General features: G+C 60.2%; 20 protein-coding genes. 7 read left to right on the plus strand and 13 right to left on the minus strand.

What is annotated here, in order from left to right; all coding sequences use genetic code 11:
• Positions 1-231 precede the first annotated feature (231 nt).
• Together JBO08_RS12630 and JBO08_RS12635 are read right to left on the minus strand one after the other, a co-directional pair.
• Entirely contained in the window at positions 232-897 is a 666-nt protein-coding gene (locus JBO08_RS12630) for a fumarylacetoacetate hydrolase family protein (RefSeq protein ID WP_049711056.1), read from the minus strand.
• 22 nt (positions 898-919) lie between these two features.
• The gene (locus tag JBO08_RS12635) at positions 920-2,314 is read right to left on the minus strand and encodes an FAD-binding oxidoreductase (protein ID WP_065874402.1); all 1,395 of its coding nucleotides are present in this window, start codon (positions 2,312-2,314) and stop codon (positions 920-922) included.
• 205 nt (positions 2,315-2,519) lie between these two features.
• Here JBO08_RS12635 and serA point away from each other — a divergent pair, with 205 nt between their 5' ends.
• Positions 2,520-3,749: a phosphoglycerate dehydrogenase gene (gene serA / locus JBO08_RS12640; protein WP_049711054.1), complete on the plus strand. Its 1,230-nt coding sequence runs from the start codon at positions 2,520-2,522 to the stop codon at positions 3,747-3,749.
• A 64-nt stretch (positions 3,750-3,813) separates the two neighbouring features.
• On the opposite strand, the gene JBO08_RS12645 is transcribed toward serA, so the two are convergent.
• On the minus strand, positions 3,814-4,254 hold the full coding sequence (locus tag JBO08_RS12645; protein ID WP_065874403.1) for a DUF4399 domain-containing protein: 441 nt from the start codon (positions 4,252-4,254) through the stop codon (positions 3,814-3,816).
• Positions 4,255-4,388: 134 nt separating this feature from the next.
• On the opposite strand from JBO08_RS12645, the gene JBO08_RS12650 reads away from it, so the two are divergent.
• Positions 4,389-4,883 (plus strand): transporter substrate-binding domain-containing protein, encoded by a 495-nt coding sequence (locus JBO08_RS12650; RefSeq protein ID WP_065874404.1) that lies wholly within the window; start codon positions 4,389-4,391, stop codon positions 4,881-4,883.
• Positions 4,884-4,921: 38 nt separating this feature from the next.
• Here JBO08_RS12650 and JBO08_RS12655 read toward each other — a convergent pair whose 3' ends face one another.
• Together JBO08_RS12655 and JBO08_RS12660 are read right to left on the minus strand one after the other, a co-directional pair.
• Entirely contained in the window at positions 4,922-5,416 is a 495-nt protein-coding gene (locus tag JBO08_RS12655) for a DUF523 domain-containing protein (protein ID WP_220074685.1), read from the minus strand.
• Between the two features lie 2 nt (positions 5,417-5,418).
• A complete protein-coding gene (locus tag JBO08_RS12660) occupies positions 5,419-6,051 on the minus strand; it encodes a 2OG-Fe(II) oxygenase (RefSeq protein ID WP_065946127.1) in 633 nt (210 codons plus the stop codon).
• A 131-nt stretch (positions 6,052-6,182) separates the two neighbouring features.
• On the opposite strand from JBO08_RS12660, the gene JBO08_RS12665 reads away from it, so the two are divergent.
• Entirely contained in the window at positions 6,183-6,935 is a 753-nt protein-coding gene (locus tag JBO08_RS12665) for a DUF2059 domain-containing protein (RefSeq protein WP_065874407.1), read from the plus strand.
• A gap of 43 nt (positions 6,936-6,978) precedes the next feature.
• On the opposite strand, the gene JBO08_RS12670 is transcribed toward JBO08_RS12665, so the two are convergent.
• The gene (locus JBO08_RS12670) at positions 6,979-7,920 is read right to left on the minus strand and encodes an alpha/beta hydrolase (protein WP_065946128.1); all 942 of its coding nucleotides are present in this window, start codon (positions 7,918-7,920) and stop codon (positions 6,979-6,981) included.
• 99 nt (positions 7,921-8,019) lie between these two features.
• Between JBO08_RS12670 and JBO08_RS12675 the strand changes: the two genes are divergently transcribed.
• Positions 8,020-8,595, plus strand: a complete 576-nt coding sequence (locus JBO08_RS12675) for a DUF6436 domain-containing protein (protein ID WP_065880211.1) — start codon at positions 8,020-8,022, stop codon at positions 8,593-8,595.
• Between the two features lie 31 nt (positions 8,596-8,626).
• Positions 8,627-10,981, plus strand: coding sequence for a penicillin acylase family protein (locus tag JBO08_RS12680; protein ID WP_220074684.1), 2,355 nt, complete (start codon positions 8,627-8,629; stop codon positions 10,979-10,981).
• Positions 10,982-11,093: 112 nt separating this feature from the next.
• Here the strand turns inward: JBO08_RS12680 and JBO08_RS12685 are convergent, their stop codons facing one another.
• On the minus strand, positions 11,094-11,996 hold the full coding sequence (locus tag JBO08_RS12685) for an AraC family transcriptional regulator (RefSeq protein WP_065880212.1): 903 nt from the start codon (positions 11,994-11,996) through the stop codon (positions 11,094-11,096).
• A 99-nt stretch (positions 11,997-12,095) separates the two neighbouring features.
• Here JBO08_RS12685 and JBO08_RS12690 point away from each other — a divergent pair, with 99 nt between their 5' ends.
• Positions 12,096-12,449: a carboxymuconolactone decarboxylase family protein gene (locus JBO08_RS12690; RefSeq protein WP_065874412.1), complete on the plus strand. Its 354-nt coding sequence runs from the start codon at positions 12,096-12,098 to the stop codon at positions 12,447-12,449.
• On the opposite strand, the gene JBO08_RS12695 is transcribed toward JBO08_RS12690, so the two are convergent.
• Complete coding sequence (locus JBO08_RS12695; RefSeq protein ID WP_065874413.1) at positions 12,427-13,392, minus strand: GlxA family transcriptional regulator; 966 nt, start codon at positions 13,390-13,392, stop codon at positions 12,427-12,429. The two genes, JBO08_RS12690 and JBO08_RS12695, sit on opposite strands and share 23 nt — an antisense overlap.
• A gap of 288 nt (positions 13,393-13,680) precedes the next feature.
• Between JBO08_RS12695 and JBO08_RS12700 the strand changes: the two genes are divergently transcribed.
• Positions 13,681-14,322, plus strand: coding sequence for an HD domain-containing protein (locus JBO08_RS12700; protein WP_220074683.1), 642 nt, complete (start codon positions 13,681-13,683; stop codon positions 14,320-14,322).
• A gap of 132 nt (positions 14,323-14,454) precedes the next feature.
• On the opposite strand, the gene JBO08_RS12705 is transcribed toward JBO08_RS12700, so the two are convergent.
• The 5 genes from JBO08_RS12705 to JBO08_RS12725 all read right to left on the minus strand — a co-directional run bounded on the left by JBO08_RS12705 (position 14,455) and on the right by JBO08_RS12725 (position 19,806).
• On the minus strand, positions 14,455-15,339 hold the full coding sequence (locus tag JBO08_RS12705; RefSeq protein ID WP_010207334.1) for an ABC transporter permease subunit: 885 nt from the start codon (positions 15,337-15,339) through the stop codon (positions 14,455-14,457).
• Positions 15,336-16,256 (minus strand): ABC transporter permease subunit, encoded by a 921-nt coding sequence (locus JBO08_RS12710; RefSeq protein ID WP_065874415.1) that lies wholly within the window; start codon positions 16,254-16,256, stop codon positions 15,336-15,338. The genes JBO08_RS12705 and JBO08_RS12710 overlap by 4 nt, the downstream gene beginning before the upstream one ends.
• On the minus strand, positions 16,253-17,395 hold the full coding sequence (locus JBO08_RS12715; protein ID WP_003176776.1) for an ABC transporter ATP-binding protein: 1,143 nt from the start codon (positions 17,393-17,395) through the stop codon (positions 16,253-16,255). Before JBO08_RS12715 ends, JBO08_RS12710 begins: the two co-directional genes overlap by 4 nt.
• Before the next feature lie 67 nt (positions 17,396-17,462).
• Entirely contained in the window at positions 17,463-18,557 is a 1,095-nt protein-coding gene (locus JBO08_RS12720; protein WP_065880215.1) for a polyamine ABC transporter substrate-binding protein, read from the minus strand.
• 154 nt (positions 18,558-18,711) lie between these two features.
• Positions 18,712-19,806: a polyamine ABC transporter substrate-binding protein gene (locus JBO08_RS12725; RefSeq protein WP_065874456.1), complete on the minus strand. Its 1,095-nt coding sequence runs from the start codon at positions 19,804-19,806 to the stop codon at positions 18,712-18,714.
• Positions 19,807-19,941 lie beyond the last annotated feature (135 nt).

A 19,941-nucleotide genomic window follows, 5' to 3' on the forward strand; every position in this document is an offset into this window, starting at 1 on the left:
AAAGTCAGCGTTAGGTGATAGCACAGGATCGAGGTGCCCGTGTGCAAGTGGCTGAGGATTATCCGGATGATGTGTGAAAAAAATGCAAAAAACTGGAAACTCCAGGCGCACACAAAACCCTGTGGGAGCCGGGCTTGCCCGCGATGCAGGCGACTCGGTACGTCAGATGACCGAGGTGCCTGCATCGCGGGCAAGCCCGCTCCCACATTTTTAACCGCGTTTCGCCAGGGTTTAGCGAACGCTGCTTTCGAAGCGATTCACACCCGACAGCTCCAGCACCAGCTCATCACCCACATTCAGCGGGCCCACGCCGGCCGGGGTGCCGGTGAGGATCACATCACCCGCTTGCAGCGAGAAGCAGCCGGCCATGTGCTGGATCATCGGAATGATCGGGTTGAGCATTTGCGCGCTGTTGCCATCCTGGCGCACTTCGCCATTGATGGTCAGGCGGATGCCGATATCGGTCACGTCCGGGAACGTACTGCCCACCACGAACGGTGCGATGACTGCCGCGCCGTCGAAAGACTTGGCGATTTCCCACGGCAAGCCCTTGGCTTTCAGCTCGGCCTGCTTGTCGCGCAGGGTCAGGTCCAGGGCCGGGGCGAAGCCGGAGATGGCGTCGAGCACTTCTTCACGGCTGGGCTTGTTCGACAAAGGCTTGCCGATCAATACCGCGATTTCCGCTTCGTAATGCACCGAGCCGCGCTCGGTTGGAATGCTGAAACCGCCTTCCAACGGCACCACGCAACTGCCCGGCTTGATGAACAGCAACGGCTCGGTAGGCACCGGGTTGTCCAGTTCCTTGGCATGTTCGGCGTAGTTACGCCCGATACACACCACTTTACCGACCGGAAAGTGGATGTTGGTGCCGTCGACATACTTGTGCTGGTAGCTCATGAAACGACTCCTTCAGGGGCGGTTAAACAGCGAAAATCTTGCCGGGGTTCATGATCCCGTTCGGGTCGAACACCGCTTTCACTGCTTTCATGTATTCGATTTCAACCGGCGAGCGGCTGTAGGTCAGGTAATCGCGCTTGGTCATGCCCACGCCGTGTTCAGCGGAGATTGAGCCGTTGTACTTCTCGACGGTTTCAAACACCCACTTGTTCACGGTGGCGCACTTGGCGAAGAACTCATCCTTGCTGAGGTTTTCCGGCTTGAGGATGTTCAAGTGCAGGTTGCCGTCGCCGATGTGGCCGAACCAGACAATTTCGAAGTCCGGGTAGTGTTCGCCGACGATCGCGTCGATTTCCTTCAAGAAAGCCGGTACTTTGGAGACGGTGACCGAGATGTCGTTCTTGTACGGCGTCCAGTGGGAAATGGTCTCGGAGATGTACTCGCGCAGTTTCCACAGGTTGTGCAGCTGGGTTTCGCTCTGGCTCATCACGCCGTCCAGCACCCAACCCTGCTCGACGCAGTGTTCGAACGTTTCCAGTGCATGGTTGGCGACTTCTTCGGTGGTGGCTTCGAATTCCAGCAGCGCATAGAACGGGCATTCGGTTTCGAACGGCGCCGGCACGTCGCCACGGCCGAGGACTTTGGCCAGGGCTTTGTCGGAAAAGAACTCGAAGGCGGTCAGGTCCAGCTTGCTCTGGAACGCGTGCAATACCGGCATGATCGAGTCGAAATCGGTGGTCCCCAGCACCATGGCCGTCAGGTTTTTCGGCGCACGGTCCAGGCGCATAGTGGCTTCGACCACAAAGCCCAAGGTGCCCTCGGCGCCGATAAACAGCTGGCGCATGTCGTAGCCGGTGGCGTTCTTGATCAGGTCGCGGTTTAGTTCAAGCACATCACCCTTGCCAGTGACGACCTTCATGCCGGCCACCCAGTTACGGGTCATGCCGTAGCGAATCACCTTGATCCCACCGGCATTGGTGCCGATATTGCCGCCAATCTGGCTGGAACCGGACGAAGCGAAGTCCACCGGGTAGTACAGGCCTTTTTCTTCGGCGACGTTCTGCAATTGCTTGGTAACCACGCCCGGCTGGCACACGGCGGTGCGGTCAGTGAGGTTCACGTCGAGGATCTGGTTCATATAGTCGAATGACACAACCACTTCGCCGTTGGCCGCCACAGCGGCTGCCGACAAGCCAGTACGCCCACCGGACGGCACCAGCGCCACCTTGTGCGCATTGGCCCAACGCACGATGGCCTGGACCTGCTCAATGGTCTTGGGAAAGACGATGGCGGTCGGCGCGGGTGCGAAATGCTTGGTCCAATCCTTGCCGTAAGCCTCCAGGGAGTCTGCATCGGTCAGCACTTTGCCGGGCTCAACCAGGGTCTTCAGCTCATCAATCAGGGCAGGATGGGTCATCGACAGAACTCTCGAACAATTCATGGTCATCCTGAGAACGCTTCACGTCGCAGGAATAGGTGTTTAGCGGGGCGCGTATGCTAGCATACCGCCCCCGCAGGACAGAGCCCAAGGGCGTTTCTGCGGTGACGGCTTTCCTGCCGTCCGGGTCAGCTTACTCGATCCGATTCCCTGCCATTTTTCTCCGGGATACAGGTTTACGCAGATGAGCAAGACTTCTCTCGATAAGAGCAAGATCAAGTTCCTTCTTCTGGAAGGCGTCCACCCATCGGCTGTCGACGTTCTGAAAGCTGCCGGGTACACCAGCATTGAGTACATCACCAGTTCTCTGCCGGAAGCCCAGTTAAAGGAAAAGATCGCCGACGCGCACTTTATCGGCATTCGCTCCCGCACTCAGCTGACCGAAGAGATCTTCGACCACGCCAAAAAGCTCGTGGCTGTCGGTTGTTTCTGCATCGGTACCAACCAGGTCGACCTCAACGCAGCGCGCGAGCGCGGCATCGCGGTGTTCAACGCACCGTACTCCAACACCCGTTCCGTTGCGGAGCTGGTGCTGGCCGAGGCCATCCTGCTGCTGCGTGGCATTCCTGAGAAGAACGCTTCCTGCCACCGTGGCGGCTGGATCAAGAGCGCAGCCAACTCCTTCGAAATCCGCGGCAAGAAGCTGGGTATCGTCGGTTACGGCTCGATCGGCACGCAGTTGTCGGTACTGGCTGAAGGCCTGGGCATGCAGGTGTTCTTCTACGACACCCTGACCAAACTGCCATTGGGCAACGCCACGCAAGTGTCGAGCCTGACCGAGCTGCTGGGTATGTCCGACATCGTGACCCTGCACGTTCCGGAAACCACTGAAACCCAGTGGATGATCGGCGAGAAGGAAATCCGCGCAATCAAGAAAGGCGGCATCCTGATCAACGCAGCGCGCGGCACTGTGGTCGAGCTGGACGCCCTGGCCGACGCGATCAAGGACAAGCACCTGATCGGCGCCGCTATCGACGTGTTCCCGGTGGAGCCGCGCTCCAACGACGACATCTTCGAAAGCCCGCTACGTGGCTTGGACAACGTGATCCTGACCCCGCACATCGGCGGTTCAACCGCTGAAGCCCAAGCCAACATTGGCCTGGAAGTGTCGGAAAAACTGGTCAAGTACAGCGACAACGGTACGTCCGTGTCCTCGGTCAACTTCCCGGAAGTGGCGCTGCCGGCTCACCCTGGCAAGCACCGTCTGCTGCACATCCACCAGAACATTCCTGGCGTGATGATGGAGATCAACAAGGTCTTCGCGGAAAACGGCATCAACATCTCCGGTCAGTTCCTGCAGACCAACGAGAAGGTCGGCTACGTGGTCATCGACGTCGACGCCGAGTACTCGGACCTGGCGCAAGAGAAGCTGCAGCACATCAACGGCACGATTCGTAGCCGCGTGTTGTTCTAAGGTTTCGATCGCACCACGAGAAAGGGAGCCCCTCGGGGCTCCCTTTTTTTCATCTGAACAAATCTTACTTAACGTTAACCGTGATGACTTTCGACGCTACAGTCGGGTTGAACTGCATGTGCAGTTTGTCGCCGGCCACCAGTTGCAAGGTGTGCTTGCCTGGGGTGAGGGTCAGTTCGGTTTCGGTCTGGGCCTTGCCGTAGTGGATCACGGTGTCGGTGGCCGGGATGGGCACGCTGGCGTCAGGCAGTTCTTTTTGGTCGATCAGCAGGTGGTGGTGGCCAGTGCCTGGCGCCTGGTCAGTGGCAGGCGCGAGTTTCAAACCTTCCATGCCGAATTTGACGGTGAAGGTTTTATCGACAGTGGCGCCGTCTTTTGGCGACACGATGAATACTTTGGCGCCTTCAGGCGGCGCACTGCGCGGAATGCCGTCTGCGGCGGTAGCCAACATAGACGCACCCAGCATCAAGGAGGCCAGGGTGGCACGGGACAAAAAGGCTTTCATTCGCTTCTCCAGTTTTTCCATGAAATCTGTAGGTTGATGACAACTTCGCGACAAATTGCTGTCCAAGGCACTCAACACCATAGCAAAGCGATGCTGAACGGCGCCTCGCACATTCGAATTCTCTAGGAGTGACCATGCGCTTTTCGCCTGGCCTGTTACTTTTGCTTCCCCTTCTGAGCCCTTTGGCTCATGCCGAACTGATCGACGACGTCAATGACCGTGGCGAACTGCGCATCGCCCTTGAAGCCAATACCCCGCCCTTCAACTTCAAGGAAGGCGACAAACTCACCGGCTTCGAAGTGGAACTGGGTGAACAACTGGCTAAAGAGATGGACGTGCGCCCGTCATTTATCACCACCGATGATGCCGACCTGTTGCCAGGTGTGGAAAGCGGCAAGTACGACGTAGCGATCAACCATATCGCTATGACTGCCGAGCTGCAGGATCGGTTCGATTTCAGTGAGCCTTACAGCGATAAGCCTGAGTTGGCGATCCCGTTCCAGAAAGGTAACCCGGCATTCAAGGCGAGTCTGGATAAGGCGCTGGGGCGGGTGAAGGCCGATGGCCGATTGAAGGCGTTGGCCCAGAAGTGGCTTGAGAGCGAGCCCCCGGTAGCCAAGGCACAGTGATTTTTCGGATTTGACTCGGTCAGCCCCCACATTTTGACCTACACAGGTTTCGATAGCTGCGCCAGCGCTACTAACGCCTCAGGCAACTCCAACTCACTGAACACCTGCACGCCATGCTGTTTGAGCAGCGCTGCCGTCACGCCTTCGCCGCTCACCTTCACGCCGCTGAAGGTGCCGTCGTACGTCAGCAAGTTTCCACAAGACGGACTATTCGCCTTGAGCACGGCGATGCGGATGTCATGGCGCTGCACCAGCGCCAAGGCCTGGCTCGCGCCATCGAGAAAGGCAGCGCTGAAGTCTTCGCCCTCGGCGGTCAGCACCTGGGCGCGGCCTTCCCACACCTCTACACCTTGCCCGCCCGAGATCTCGGCGGGTGGGCGCGGCGTTGGCAAGCCACCGGACACTTCCGGGCAGATCGCAACCACTCGCCCTTCGGCTTGCCACGCCGCCAGTTGGTCGAACGGCCCGCTCGCCGCGCCGTCGTAGCGCACCTTGTGCCCAAGCAGGCAACGGCTGACCAGAATCTTTTCCATGCTCAAAACGGCTCGTTGCCCCGCCGGCGAAACCAGCCAGTGAGGGACAGGCGTTCGCGCTTAGCGGGCATGACTTCGTGGGGCACCTCGCCCGACAGGAACACCACCAGGCTACCACCGGTGGGCACCACGTCGTATTCGACGCCGTCCTTGAGGTACATGCGCAACTGGCCGCCATGCTCGGGCAGCCAGGCGTTGTTCAAGTAGATCACCGCCGAGACCATGCGCCTATCATCGTCACGGAACCGGTCCAGGTGCTTGAGGTAAAACGCGCCCGGCGGGTACATCGCGAAGTGGCTTTCGAAGTCTTCGAGGCCGAGAAACAGGCCACGGTTCATTGCCAGGCGCAGGCTGTCCATCAACGCCATATAGGTGTCGCAGACTGCTGCATCGCCCTCTTCCAGCCATTGGATATGGTCACCGCGAATACCTTCGCGAATCTCTTGGGCCGGTCCGCGCCCGACCGCCGCCGGGGCCAATTCACCTTCGGCCGCACGTTTACGGCACTCAGCCGCCAGTTCCAGGGTCAGAGCCTGGGGCAGAAAGCCGTCTTGTCGGGACCAGCCTTTTTCGGCCAGGTCGTCGACAATGCGTTGCAACAGCGGGTGATCGAGGGGTATTTGCATGGCGCGCATAGTATCCATACGCTTGTGAATCCGACAGAGCCGCCGAGCGTCTGAATACACTTTAGTCAGGTGACCGATAGGACTTCTCGACAAATCCTACGCCCGACACGGACAATAGTGGCCGACTGACAGGAGTCCATATGCGTCGTTTGTTTTTTTCCTTGCTGATGTTCTGCGTTTTGCCCGCCTGGGCAGACGGCCATGACCAGTTGTACAAGGTCGCCGGCTGGGCCGAACAACGTGCGCATTTCAATGACGCCCTCAGTGCGGCCCAGCAACGCTACCGCAACAGCCTGCCGCCAGCGGTGTATCAGGCGCTGGTGGACAACAGCAATAAACGCTTTGCCGCCCAGGCCATGGACCAGCGTGCCGAGGCGCAATTGCGCAAGAACCTGGCGGACCCGAAGCCTGCCCTGGCGTTTTTTCAATCGCCCTTGGGCCGCAAGATTGTCGCCGCCGAGTTGCTGGCGACGCGCCGCGACCAACTGGCGAAAAACGCTCAGGGCCTGCCAAAAATCCAAGCCGACGCCACCCGCAGCCTGATCATCGGCCACCTGGCCCAGGCCTTGCCAGCCCGTGAGGCCGGTGCGGAAGTCAGCCTGGCGATTGCCGGCGTGGCGGCCGACAGCCTGAGCCAGATGATCCCCGGCCTGTTGGGCGGCGGTCAGGCCCAGGGCATGTTGAATGGCCAGCGTGAGCGGTTGATGCAGCAGATCGACAAGGATCTGAACAACACGCTGCTGTACGTTTATCGGGATTTATCTGACCCTGAGTTGGAAGAATTCGCTACGTTTGCGGAGTCGTCGGAAGGTAAGGCGTATTACCAGGCGGCGTTGGCGGCGATTCGTGCAGGGCTGGCAGTCGGCCAAAGCACTTCAAGCCTGGCACCGTAACAAGTGTGGGAGCTGGCTTGCCTGCTCCCACATTTGCATCGCGTTACTTCAGGTGGTCCGTTAAATAGCGGAAGTACGCCTCACGAATCTCCGCAATCTCATTCGCCAAATGATGCCTGCCACGCGGCAGCATCAACACCTCGGGCCTGTCGAACTTGCCGCGCAGCACCTGCAGGTTGTGCTGCCAGTCCACCGTCATGTCTTCCTCACCCTGCACAATCACCGGGCGCCGCAAACTGCGCGGTGCAGCCTCGATACGCTTGATCCAGCGCGCCAATGCACCGACCCAGGCGGTAGGCAGTTGGCGCGGCTGTAGCGGATCAGCCTCAAGAAACGGCTTGAACTCGGGATCGTGGGTGTTCTCGCTGAAGCGCCGCGCAATGCCTTTGACGAACGGCCGCAGCACGTAATAGCTGACTTGCGACCAACCCCAGGCACGCGGTCGCACCAACGGTGACAGCAGAAAGGTCTTGCCCTGGGCCGGGCTGTCGGCGCCATGGTTGAGCAAGTGATCCACCACCACCGCCCCGCCGGTGCTTTGCCCGAACAGGTGCCAGGGTTGCGGCAGTTGCAGCGCTTGGGCCTCGGCGAACAGTGCCTGCACCACATGCTGGTACACCGCAAAATCATCAATGCTGGCGCGCTCGCCACTGGACAACCCGTGGCCCGGCAAATCGCACGCGATCACCACAAACCCCTGGTCCAGCGCCCAGTCCACCACATGGCGATACAGCCCCATATGGTCGTAGAAGCCGTGGAACATAAACATCGTCGCCACAGGCTTGGGCGGCCACCACACCTGCGCGACCACCTGAAACCCATCCACCTCGAAACGCCCCAGACGGCTGACCGCCGGTACTGCGCGCGCGGCCAGATCCAGCCCGTAGAAACGCTGGTAGACCCGCGCCTCAGCTGAAAGCGGTTGCGCATCCACCAGGGGCCGCAAGCTTTCGCGCAGATGATCGGGGTCAAAGGTCACAGGCATAAAGGGTTCCAGACTTACGGCAGAGATGAATATCGAGCTGCGATATTCATCTGTCAGGACAAGCATGGCAAGCTACGCGACCTCTGAGGATACATCTGAATGCGACAGCCCTACCGCACCGCCCTGTTCGCCAGCCTTATCGTGGTTATCTGCACCGGCGTGCTGTGGGCCGCGTATGACTGGTTCCAGGGCCGCTACCTGCGCGCCTTCAGCGAACACACGGCGGTGTTTTCCGGCGACCCATTGAAGCTGCCGGCCGAGCTCGCCGGCCCAGGCCCGATCCGCTTGGTCCACTTTTGGGACCCGGCCTGCCCGTGCAATGTCGGCAACCAACAACACCTGGGCGAACTGATCGAGCACTACGCCCCCCAAGGCGTCGAGTTCTATGCGCTGCAAAAACCCGGCAGCCACGGCCAACTGCCTGACAACCTGCGCACAATGAAAACCCTCACCGCCCTGCCCGGCGCCGACCAAGTGCCCGCCAGCCCGGCGGTGGGCATTTGGGATCGCAGCGGCAAACTCGCGTATTTCGGGCCCTACAGCGAAGGCCTGACGTGCAATTCCAGCAACAGTTTTATTGAGCCGATCTTGAAGGCCCTTGGAGCGGGGCGCGAGGTGAATGCCACGCACACCCTGGCGGTGGGCTGCTATTGTTCCTGGCCAAAAGGCTCGTAACTCGCCACCCCTCTCTTGGTAAGGAATGTTCATGAAGCGCGTCTTGCGGACTCTCGCGGTTCTTGTAGTGCTGGCGGCTCTCGGCGCCGGCTGGTACGTGTACAGCAAGCAGCCGACCCGCCAGGGCACGGTTGAGCTGGCCAACCTGCAAGGCTCGGTCACCGTGCGCTACGACGACCGTGGCGTGCCGCATATTCGTGCCGAGAACGAAACCGACCTGTATCGCGCCCTGGGCTACGTGCACGCCCAGGACCGCTTGTTCCAGATGGAGATCATGCGGCGCCTGGCCCGTGGCGAGCTGGCCGAGGTGCTTGGGCCCAAGCTGCTGGAGACCGATAAGCTGTTCCGTAGCCTGCGCATTCGTGACCGCGCCGCCACTTATGTGGCGCAGCTGGATCATGATTCGGCGCACTGGAAGGCCCTGCAAGCCTACCTGGACGGGATCAACCAATATCAAGACAGCCACGCCCGCCCGATGGAGTTCGACGTGCTGGGCATCCCCAAGCGGCCGTTCACCGCCGAGGACAGCATCAGCGTCGCCGGGTATATGGCCTACAGCTTTGCTGCCGCATTTCGTACCGAGCCTCTGCTGACTTACGTACGCGATCAACTGGGCAGCGACTACCTGAAAGTCTTCGACCTCGACTGGCAACCTCAGGGCGCCCTCAACCTCGCCGCCAGCGATTGGCAAACCCTCGGCGCCATCGCCGCCCTGAGCGAACAGGCCTTGGCCGACAATGGCTTGCCGCAGTTCGAAGGCAGCAACGCCTGGGCCATCAGCGGCAACCGCACCAAGAGCGGTAAACCGTTGCTGGCCGGTGACCCGCATATTCGCTTCTCGGTGCCGTCGGTGTGGTACGAGGCGCAGCTGTCGGCGCCGGGCTTTGAGCTGTATGGCTATCACAACGCGCTGGTGCCGGTGGCGTTCCTGGGGCACAACCTGGATTTCGGCTGGAGCCTGACCATGTTCCAGAACGATGACCTCGACCTCATCGCCGAGAAGGTCAACCCGGAAAACGCCAATCAGGTCTGGTACCACGACCAGTGGGTCGATATGACCAGCACCGAGCAACAGATTGCGGTGAAAGGCCAGGCGCCCGTCACGCTGACCCTGCGCCAATCACCCCACGGCCCGGTCATTAATGACGTGCTCGGCGAAAGTGCCGGCAAGACGCCGATTGCCATGTGGTGGGCGTTCCTCGACACCCAGAACCCGATCCTCGAAGGTTTCTACCAGCTCAACCGCGCCGACACCCTGGCCAAGGCGCGCGCGGCGGCGTCGAAGGTGTCTGCGCCGGGGCTGAATATTGTGTGGGCGAATGCCAAGGGCGATATCGGCTGGTGGGCGGCGGCGCAATTGCCGATTCGTCCGGCCGGTACCAATGCCGGCTTTATCCTCGACGGCAGTAGCACACAGGCCGACAAGCTGGGCTTCTACCCCTTCAGCGCCAACCCCCAGGAAGAAAACCCCGCGCGTGGCTACGTGGTGTCGGCCAACGCGCAACCCGTCTCGCCCACCGGCATGGAGATCCCCGGTTATTACAACCTGGCCGACCGTGGCCAACAGTTGAACGCGCAGTTGAGCGACAAGAGCGTGAAGTGGGATGTCGACAACAGCCAGGCCTTGCAACTGGGCACCGCCACCGCCTTCGGCCCGCGCCTGCTGGCGCCGCTGTTGCCGGTGCTGCGTGAAGTGGTCAAGGACCCGGCGCAGTTGAAACTGGTGGAGCAACTGGCCGCCTGGAAAGGTGACTACCCGCTGGACTCCACCAGCGCCACGCTGTTCAACCAGTTCCTGTTCAACCTGGCCGACGCCGCCTTCCATCCGAAACTCGGCGACGCCATGTTCAAGACCCTGCTCAGCACCCGCGTGATCGACGCCGCACTGCCACGCCTGGCCGCCGCGCCAGATTCGCCGTGGTGGGACGGCAAGCGCGCCGACACCGTCAAGCTCGCCTGGGACAACAGCCTCGCACACCTCAAAGCCACTTTCGGCGATGACCCAAGCCAATGGCAGTGGGGCAAGGCCCACACCCTGACCCATGGCTACCCGCTGGGCTCGCAGAAACCGTTGGACCTGATCGTGAATGTCGGCCCGTTCCCGGCGCCGGGAACCCACGAAGTGCCCAACAACCAGTCGGCCCCTATCGGCCCGGCACCGTGGCCCGTGACCTACGGGCCTTCCACCCGCCGCCTGATCGATTTCGCCGATGCGGCTCACGCACTGACCATCAACCCGGTCGGGCAAAGTGGGGTGCCGTTCGACAAGCATTATGGCGACCAGGCAGAAACCTACATCGAAGGTGGCTATGAGCAGGCGCATTTCAGTGATGAGGAAGTGACGGCGAATATGCGAGGCACTCTTAAATTACTCCCTGCGAGATAGCGGCCTGTAAACCCGATCAAGGTGGGAGCTGGCTTGCCTGCGATAGCGATGTGACTGAACCACCGCCATCGCAGGCAAGCAAGCTCCCACACTTTGACCGGTGGTGCGGCGGCTACCGTGCCCGCACCCGCCCCGGCGCCTCACCATAGGTTTCCTTGAATTTCTTGCTGAACGCCGCCTGGGACTGGTAACCCACCTGGGCGGCGATATCCAACAGGCTCAGGCGTGACTCGCGCAGCAGGTTGAATGCCAGCTCCATGCGCAACTGGGTCAGCAACACCCAGGGCGATACGCCCGCCACTTTTACAAACGCGCGCATGAACGTAGCGCGCGACATCGTCGCGGCGGTGGCCAGGCTGTCGATGGTCCACTCGTGCCCGGGATCGGCCAGCATCGCCTGCCAGGCCTTGCTCAGGCGCTTGTCAGCGAGCAGCGCGAAGGTGCCGGCAACTGGCGCCTGACGGGTCAGCCAGGCACGCAGGATCAGGGTGAACAGCGCTGAAGAGAGTGCATCGATAAACGAACGTGCGCCGAGCTGCTCGCCGTCCGCTTCGCTGCGCAGCAACCCAATCAACGCTGCCAATTGCCCATCGGCCTGCCATTCGCGGCTGGACACCACCAAGTGCTCCGGCAACGCACCGAACAACAGCGATTGGCGGTTGTAGTGAAAACTGCCGCAGAGCATGTCCAAATCCGGCTGGTCACCGCCCAGGCGGTGCACCTTGAGTACGCCGCCTTCGACCACCCGGGGCTGCATCGGCCTGATCCTCGCGCCCTGGCTGCGCAGCAAGTGCGTGGCGCCGCCAGGCATCAGCAGGATGTCACCCTCCTCCAGGGTCACTTGTTGCCCGCCCGACAATTCCGCGCGGCAGCTGCCACTGAGCACGATGTGATACGGCGCCACACCGAGATTCTCGGGGGCATGCTCCAGCGCCCAGGCGCCCTGGAACTGGCACCGCAAATCCAGACTGCCGCGCAGGTTGGCCAGCGCGATAAGGGTGTCGATCGAATTCATTTGCGAGCATCGGTCAAAAAGATGAGCGGATTGAACAATAACCCCAACCTCAAACAGAACAGACTGGCTTCACACCCAACCTGTTGAGGAGTTACCGCAATGTTCAATAACTGGTCCCACTTGCTGCCTACCGTGAAGAAAGCCTTTGGCGCGCTGGGCAAGAGCAACCCGAAGATGGTCAAAGCCTACATGGCGCTGGGCGAGGCTGCCGAGGAAAACAACGTACTCGACGCCAAGACCCGTGAGCTGATCTCCATTGCCGTGGCCATCACCACCCGCTGCGACGGTTGCATCGGCGTGCATGCCGACGCTGCGATCAAGGCCGGCGCGACCCGCGAAGAGGTTGCCGCCACATTGGCCACCGCGATTTCGCTGAATGCCGGCGCGGCATACATCTACTCGCTGCGTGCGCTGGAAGCCTACGACACGCTCAAACCGGCGCCGCAAAGTTAAGCCGGAACTGTTGTGGCGTCACGCCCAGCCGGCGGTTGAACACACTGCGCATGTGCTGGGCGTCGCGAAAGCCACATTGATACGCCACTGTTTTCAGCGGTGCGTGGCTGCTTTCGAGCAGCACCCGCGCCGCGTCCACCCGCGCCCGCTCGACAAACTCCGCTGGCGTTATCCGCGCCTCGCGGGCAAACACCCGAGAGAAATTGCGCGGGCTCATATTGGCCGCCTCGGCCAGGTCGGCAATGCTCAGGTCGCCGGTCAGGTTCGCCAATACGTACAGCTGCACCAACGCCACCGCCGAGGTGGTTTCGGCGTGGGGCGTGAGGAACGGGCTGAACTGCGACTGCCCGCCCGAACGCTGGGTAAACACCACCAAGCGCTTGGCCACGCTCAGCGCGACTTCCGGGCCGTGGTCCTGAGCCAGCAAATAGAGCGACAAGTCGATACCCGCCGTGACCCCGGCCGAGGTGTAGAGGTTGCCGTCCTGCACGTAGAGGCGGTCGGCCTCAACCTGGGCGGTGGGGCACAGGCGCGCCAGATCAGCCGCGTCGTTCCAATGGGTGGTGACGGTTTTCCCATCCAGCAGCCCGGCTCGGGCCAGCATGAACGCGCCGTTGCAGATCGAACCGAAGCGTTGTGCCCTTGCAGCGGCGCCCCGCAACCAATCATCGAACTGCGTGCCGAAGTCCTCGAAGGGTAACTGCGGGCCGCCAGCGACCAGCAGCAGGTCATAGGCGTGCAGGGCTTCGCTGTAGTGCCGGTGGGCCTGCAATGACAGACCGTTGGAGGCGGCCATGGTGCCGAGGCCAAGGCCAATCACTTCAAGCTGGTAATGGTCCTCAGGCGCTAGAAACCGGTTGGCCTCGCAAAACACATCCATGGGGCCGGTCACGTCCAGTGACTGGACGCCGGGGAAAATCAGGATGGCAACGGTTTTGCCCATGAACAACACACCTTTGATTGGATGAACACAAACCCCTGTGGGAGCGGGCTTGCTCGCGAATGCGGTGGATCAGCCAATAAATTCGGTGACTGAACCACCGCATTCGCGAGCAAGCCCGCTCCCACATTTTTGATTTTCGCAGGCTTCAAGGGATCAATCGCCTGCTACACCCTAGCTGATTTTGCCTTGGCACGATGTGGCTGCACATTGGCCGACATCGCTCCCTCGCCGTGCTAGCCCCTCCACGAGCACACGACCAGACTGGATGCTTCCCAGAGGAGAACGACCATGACCACCACCATCGCCGGCATCCAGATCCCTGACAGCGCCCTGGCCAAGGCCACCACCGAATACATCCGCGACGTCGAATCCGACCTGCTCTACCACCACTCTCGCCGGGTGTTCCTGTTTGGCGCATTGAGCGGTGAACGCAAGCAACTCGCCTACAACCCGGAGTTGCTCTACGTCGGCGCCATGTTCCATGACCTGGGCCTGATCGAAGGCCATCGCAGTGACAACGAACGCTTCGAAGTGGACGGCGCCAACGCAGCCGCTGCCTTCCTCAAGCCTTACGGGCTGAGCGATGACGACATCGAACAGGTGTGGTTATCCATCGCCCTGCACACCACACCGGGCGTGCCGCAGCATCTGCGCCCGACCGTGGCGCTGGTGACGGCCGGCGTGGAGATGGACGTGCTGGGCATGGACTACGCTGCGTTTTCCAGCGTGCAACGCGAAGCCGTGGTGCATGCGCATCCACGTGGCGAAGGGTTCAAGGAGTGCATCATTTGCGCGTTTGCCGACGGCTTGCGCCATCGCCCGCAGACCACGTTTGGCAACGTGAAGACGGATGTGCTGGTGGATCAAGAGCCAGGGTTCCAGCCGATGAATTTTGTGGAGGTGATCCGCAAGTCGCCGTGGGTGGCTTAGTTGACCTGAAATGCAATCAACTGTGGGAGCTGGCTTGCCTGCGATAGCGGTGTATCAGTCGACAGATGAGTCGACTGGCACGGCCTCATCGCAGGCAAGCCAGCTCCCACATTTTTTACCGCGTTCCGTCAGTTAGACCGGTGCAGGCGCCCGGCGCTTGTCCGGCTGTTTCCAGCCATCCGCCGCCGCTTCTTCAATCGCTTGCTGGATAGCCTTCTTGCGGTGTTCTTCGGCACGGCGGCTGAAGAACCACACCAGGAAGGTCACCAACGACACCGCCAACAGGATCAAGCTCGCCACGGCGTTAATCTCGGGCTTAACCCCAAGGCGCACCGCCGAGAACACTTCCATCGGCAAGGTGGTCGAACCCGGCCCCGACACAAAGCTGGCCAGTACCAAGTCATCCAGCGACAGCGCGAACGACATCATGCCGCCCGCAGCCAGCGACGGTGCAATCATCGGGATGGTGATCAGGAAGAACACCTTCCACGGCCGCGCACCCAAATCCATCGCCGCTTCTTCGATCGACAGGTCCAACTCACGCAAGCGCGCCGACACCACCACCGCCACATAGGCTGCGCAGAACGTGGTGTGGGCGATCCAGATGGTGACGATGCCACGCTCTTGCGGCCAACCGATCATCTGCGCCATCGCCACAAACAGCAGCAACAGCGACAGACCGGTGATCACTTCCGGCATCACCAACGGCGCGGTCACCAGGCCGCCGAACAGCGTGCGGCCCTTGAATTGGCTGATGCGAGTCAGCACAAACGCTGCCAACGTGCCCAGCGCTACCGCAGCCACCGCCGTGTAGCAGGCGATTTCCAGGGAACGCGCCACCGACCCCATCAACTGGGTGTTGTCGAGCAGGCCCACGTACCACTTGATCGACCAACCGCCCCACACCGTCACCAGTTTGGATTCGTTGAACGAGTAGATCACCAGGATCAGCATCGGCAGGTAGATAAACAACAACCCCGCTACCAGCATGAAACTCGAGAAACTGAAGCGCTTCATATCTTGCCCTCCAACTCTTTGGCTTGGCTGCGGTTGAACAGGATGATCGGCACAATCAGGATCGCCAGCATCACCACCGCCAGGGCAGACGCCACCGGCCAGTCACGGTTGTTGAAGAACTCTTGCCACAACACTTTACCGATCATCAGGGTTTCCGGGCCGCCCAGCAGTTCCGGGATCACAAACTCGCCCACCACCGGGATGAATACGAGCATGCAGCCGGCGATGATGCCGTTCTTGGACAGAGGAACGGTGATTTTCCAGAAGCTATTGAAGGTGCTCGAACCCAGGTCCGATGCGGCTTCCAGCAGGCTCTGGTCATGTTTCACCAGGTTGGCATACAGCGGCAGGATCATGAACGGCAGGTACGAATAGACCACGCCGATGTACACCGCGATGTTGGTGTTAAGGATCTGCAGCGGTTCGTTGATAAACCCCATGGACATCAGGAAGCCATTAAGCAAACCGTTGTTGCTGAGAATGCCCATCCACGCGTACACGCGGATCAGGATCGCAGTCCAGGTCGGCATCATGATCAGCAGCACCAGCACGGTCTGCATCTCTTTGCGCGCAGAAGCAATGGCATAGGCCATCGGATAGCCGATCAGCAGGCACAGCAGCGTGCTGAAAAACGCCATCTTGAGCGAGCCCAGGTACGCGGCGATATACAGCTCATCGCCCGCCAGCAAACTGTAGTTCGCCAGGTTCAGCACCAGTTGCAGCTTCTGCTCAACGTAGGTGTAGATCTCGGTGTACGGCGGGATCGCCACATCGGCTTCGGCAAAGCTGATTTTCAATACGATGAAAAACGGCAGTGCGAAAAACAGGAACAGCCACAGGAAAGGAATCCCAATGACCACCTGCTTGCCACTGGGGATTATGCGATCCAAGCGCCGCTTGAACTTCTTCATATTCATGAGCGAAGTACCACGCCGCTGTCGTCTTCCCACCAGACGTAGACCTGGTCACCCCAGGTCGGACGCTGCCCACGGCGCTCGGCGTTGGCGACGAAAGACTGCACCAGCTTGCCGCTCGGCAGCTCCACATAGAACACCGAGTGGCCGCCCAGGTAAGCAATGTCGTGCACCTTGCCGCTGGACCAGTTGTGCTCGCAGGTCGGCATTTCGGTGGTGACCAGCAGCTTTTCCGGGCGGATGGCGTAGGTCACCGACTTGTCTTCCACCGCGGTGGCGATGCCGTAGCCCACGTAGATGTCGCGGTCCAGGTCCGGGCACTTGAGCACCGCGTGGCCTTCGGCGTCATCCACCACTTGGGTGTCGAAGATGTTGACGTTGCCGATGAACTCGCACACCAGGCGGCTGGTGGGGGTTTCGTAGATGTCGATCGGGCTGCCGATCTGGGCGATCCAGCCCAGGTGCATGATCGCGATGCGCTCGGCCATGGTCATGGCCTCTTCCTGGTCGTGAGTCACCATCACGCAGGTCACGCCCACGCGCTCGATGATCTCCACCAGTTCCAGCTGCATCTGCGAGCGCAGCTTCTTGTCGAGGGCGCCCATGGGCTCATCGAGCAGCAGCAGTTTCGGGCGCTTGGCCAGCGAACGCGCCAGGGCCACACGTTGGCGCTGGCCACCGGACAACTGGTGCGGCTTGCGCTTGGCGTACTGGCTCATCTGCACCAGCTTGAGCATCTCGGCCACGCGGGCGTCGACTTCGGCTTTGGGAATCTTGTCCTGTTGCAGGCCGAACGCAATGTTCTGCGCCACGGTCATGTGTGGGAACAAGGCGTAGGACTGGAACATCATGTTGATCGGCCGCTCGTAGGGCGGCATGTCGGTGATGTCCACACCGTCGAGGTAGATGCGCCCTTCAGTCGGGCGCTCGAAACCTGCGAGCATGCGCAGCAAGGTGGACTTGCCCGAACCCGAACCGCCGAGCAAGGCGAAGATTTCGCCTTTCTTGATTTCCAGGGACACATCGTCCACGGCAATCGTCTCGTCGAACTTCTTTGTGACCCGGTCGATTTTGACCAGCACCTTTTTCGGTGTCTGGTCGCCCTCGAGGGCTTTCTTATAGGCGCCGGAGGCAACTGCCATTTACGAAACTCCCAAAAAAAAACAGTGCAGTTCGCCAGAGGCGGGCGAACCTTGGATAGTTTGAGCCTTACTTGCCCGTCTTGACCTTGGTCCAGCTACGGGTCATCAAGCGTTGCACTTTCGGGGGTAGCTCGAAGTTGACGAATGTCCGGTCGAGAACCGCCTGCGGTGGGTAAACCGCTTCGTCGGTGCGTATCGATTGCTCCATCAGTTTGTCCGCCCCTGGGTTAGGGTTGGCGTAACCGACGTGATCACTGACCTGAGCGATCACCTCAGGCTGCAGCAAATAGTTGATGAAGGCGTGGGCTTCCTTGACGTTGGCGGCATCCTTGGGGATCGCCAGTACGTCAAACCACAGGTTGCCGCCTTCTTTCGGAATCGCGTAGGCGATGTTCACGCCCTTGCCCGCCTCGGCCGCGCGGGCCTTGGCCTGGAACACATCACCGGAAAAACCGGCGGCCACGCAGATGTTGCCGTTGGCCAGGTCGGAGATGTATTTGGACGAATGGAAGTAGGTCACGTAAGGACGCACTTTCAGCAGTTTTTCCTCGGCTTTCTTGTAGTCGGCCGGGTTTGTGCTGTTGGGGTCCAGGCCCATGTAGTTGAGCACCGCGGGCAGCATCTCATCCGCCGAGTCCATGAACGACACACCGCACGTGGCCAGCTTCTTCATGTTCTCCGGCTCGAACAGCACGGCCCAGGAATCGATCTTGTCGACACCCAGCACTTCCTTCACTTTATCGACGTTGTAGCCAATGCCGTTGGTGCCCCACAGGTACGGCACGGCGTACTGGTTGCCCGGGTCGTTTTTTTCCAGACGCTTGAGCAGCACCGGGTCAAGGTTGGCGTAGTTCGTCAGCAATGACTTGTCGAGCTTCTGGAACGCCCCGGCCTTGATCTGCTTGCCGAGGAAGTGGTTGGACGGCACCACCACGTCGTAGCCGGTACGCCCGGCCAGCAGCTTGCCTTCCAGGGTTTCGTTGGAATCGAACACGTCGTACACGGGCTTGATGCCGCTGGCCTTTTCAAAGTTGGCCAGGGTGTCGTCGCCGATGTAGTCCGACCAGTTATAAATATGCACAGTCGGTGCGGCCTGCACGCTGACAGCCAGCGTGATACCTGCACCCACCAGCAAGGCTTTGCGAAATAAAGAAATTGGCAAGTGGAGGTCCTCTTAAATAGTTGGGCCTTAAAGTTGTTGCACGGCAACAAAACCGGCGCGCAACTTACCCTCGATAAACCGATCCGGCAAAACTTTCTGTCATTTATTTGTTTCATTAACCACCGCGCCAGGCGCGGTGGTTAATGAAGACCGGTTACTTACCGGACTTGATCTTGGTCCAGCTGCGTGTCATTTCACGCTGGGTCGCCGCCGGCAAGTCAGCAATAGCGTAGAGCTTGGCCTGCACCTCTGCTGACGGGTAAATGCCTGGATCGCTTGTGATGTCCTTGTCGACCAGTGCGGTCGCCTTCTCGTTACCGTTCGGGAAACGTACGCTGTTGGTGATCGAAGCCATCACTTCCGGCTTCAGCAGGTAGTTCATGAACTTGTAGGCCGCGTCGACGTTTTCGGCATCTTTAGGGATGGCGACCATGTCGAAGAAGCTGCCGGCGCCTTCTTTAGGAATGTCGTAGGCCACTTTCACCTTGCCACCGGCTTCAGCCGCGCGGGACTTGGCCTGCTGGATGTCACCCGAGTAACCCACGGCGACGCAGATGTTGCCGTTGGCCAGGTCCGAGATGTACTTGGACGAGTGGAAATAGCCGATCGAAGGACGGATCTTCAGGAATAGCGCCTCGGCTTGCTTGAGGTCGTCTTTCTTCTGGCTGTCAGTCGGCAGGCCCAGGTAGTGCAGCGCGATCGGCAACATTTCGGTAGGCGAATCAAGGAAGCTCACGCCGCAGCTTTTCAGCTTGGCGATGTTCTCAGGCTTGAGCAGCACATCCCACGATTCGATCTTGTCCACGCCCAGCGCGGCCTTGACCTTCTCCGGGTTGTAGCCGATGCCGATCGAGCCCCACATGTACGGGAAGGCGTGCTTGTTGTCCGGGTCGCTGACCGACACGGCCTTGAGCAGGGATTTGTTCAGGTTGTCGTAGTTGGTCAGCTTGGACTTGTCCAGCTCCTGATACACACCGGCCTTGATCTGCTTGGCGAGGAAGTTGTTCGACGGTACGACGATGTCGTAGCCGGACTTGCCTGCCAGCAACTTGGCTTCCAGGGTTTCGTTGCTGTCAAAAACGTCGTACACCACTTTGATGCCCGACTCTTTTTCAAAGTTGGCGATGGTGTCCGGTGCAATGTAGTCGGACCAGTTGTAGACGTGCAGCACTTTATCGTCTGCCTGGGCCGCGCCCGCCATTGCGCCCATCAGGGACAAGGCGAGGAGGGTCTTGCCAGCGTTCTTCAAACCTAATGCCTTCATTTGGTGATGCTCCAATTTTTCTTTTTTGGGCCACGTTCTTACAAGGTTCTGCGGCCCGTCTAAAGGGCAACAAAACAGGGCGACAGTCTGGCAAGTTCTGAGGCCAGCTTTCAACCAAAG

Source organism: Pseudomonas sp. LAP_36 (assembly GCF_019456785.1).
Lineage (GTDB): Bacteria > Pseudomonadota > Gammaproteobacteria > Pseudomonadales > Pseudomonadaceae > Aquipseudomonas > Aquipseudomonas tritici.

Excerpts from the sequence above, each read along its gene's own strand:
- JBO08_RS12630 (WP_049711056.1), bottom strand. The coding sequence starts at position 897 with ATGAGCTACCAGCACAAGTATGTCGACGGCACCAACATCCACTTTCCG.
- JBO08_RS12635 (WP_065874402.1), bottom strand. The coding sequence starts at position 2,314 with ATGACCCATCCTGCCCTGATTGATGAGCTGAAGACCCTGGTTGAGCCC.
- serA (WP_049711054.1), top strand. The coding sequence starts at position 2,520 with ATGAGCAAGACTTCTCTCGATAAGAGCAAGATCAAGTTCCTTCTTCTG.
- JBO08_RS12645 (WP_065874403.1), bottom strand. The coding sequence starts at position 4,254 with ATGAAAGCCTTTTTGTCCCGTGCCACCCTGGCCTCCTTGATGCTGGGT.
- JBO08_RS12650 (WP_065874404.1), top strand. The coding sequence starts at position 4,389 with ATGCGCTTTTCGCCTGGCCTGTTACTTTTGCTTCCCCTTCTGAGCCCT.
- JBO08_RS12655 (WP_220074685.1), bottom strand. The coding sequence starts at position 5,416 with ATGGAAAAGATTCTGGTCAGCCGTTGCCTGCTTGGGCACAAGGTGCGC.
- JBO08_RS12660 (WP_065946127.1), bottom strand. The coding sequence starts at position 6,051 with ATGCGCGCCATGCAAATACCCCTCGATCACCCGCTGTTGCAACGCATT.
- JBO08_RS12665 (WP_065874407.1), top strand. The coding sequence starts at position 6,183 with ATGCGTCGTTTGTTTTTTTCCTTGCTGATGTTCTGCGTTTTGCCCGCC.
- JBO08_RS12670 (WP_065946128.1), bottom strand. The coding sequence starts at position 7,920 with ATGCCTGTGACCTTTGACCCCGATCATCTGCGCGAAAGCTTGCGGCCC.
- JBO08_RS12675 (WP_065880211.1), top strand. The coding sequence starts at position 8,020 with ATGCGACAGCCCTACCGCACCGCCCTGTTCGCCAGCCTTATCGTGGTT.
- JBO08_RS12680 (WP_220074684.1), top strand. The coding sequence starts at position 8,627 with ATGAAGCGCGTCTTGCGGACTCTCGCGGTTCTTGTAGTGCTGGCGGCT.
- JBO08_RS12685 (WP_065880212.1), bottom strand. The coding sequence starts at position 11,996 with ATGAATTCGATCGACACCCTTATCGCGCTGGCCAACCTGCGCGGCAGT.
- JBO08_RS12690 (WP_065874412.1), top strand. The coding sequence starts at position 12,096 with ATGTTCAATAACTGGTCCCACTTGCTGCCTACCGTGAAGAAAGCCTTT.
- JBO08_RS12695 (WP_065874413.1), bottom strand. The coding sequence starts at position 13,392 with ATGGGCAAAACCGTTGCCATCCTGATTTTCCCCGGCGTCCAGTCACTG.
- JBO08_RS12700 (WP_220074683.1), top strand. The coding sequence starts at position 13,681 with ATGACCACCACCATCGCCGGCATCCAGATCCCTGACAGCGCCCTGGCC.
- JBO08_RS12705 (WP_010207334.1), bottom strand. The coding sequence starts at position 15,339 with ATGAAGCGCTTCAGTTTCTCGAGTTTCATGCTGGTAGCGGGGTTGTTG.
- JBO08_RS12710 (WP_065874415.1), bottom strand. The coding sequence starts at position 16,256 with ATGAATATGAAGAAGTTCAAGCGGCGCTTGGATCGCATAATCCCCAGT.
- JBO08_RS12715 (WP_003176776.1), bottom strand. The coding sequence starts at position 17,395 with ATGGCAGTTGCCTCCGGCGCCTATAAGAAAGCCCTCGAGGGCGACCAG.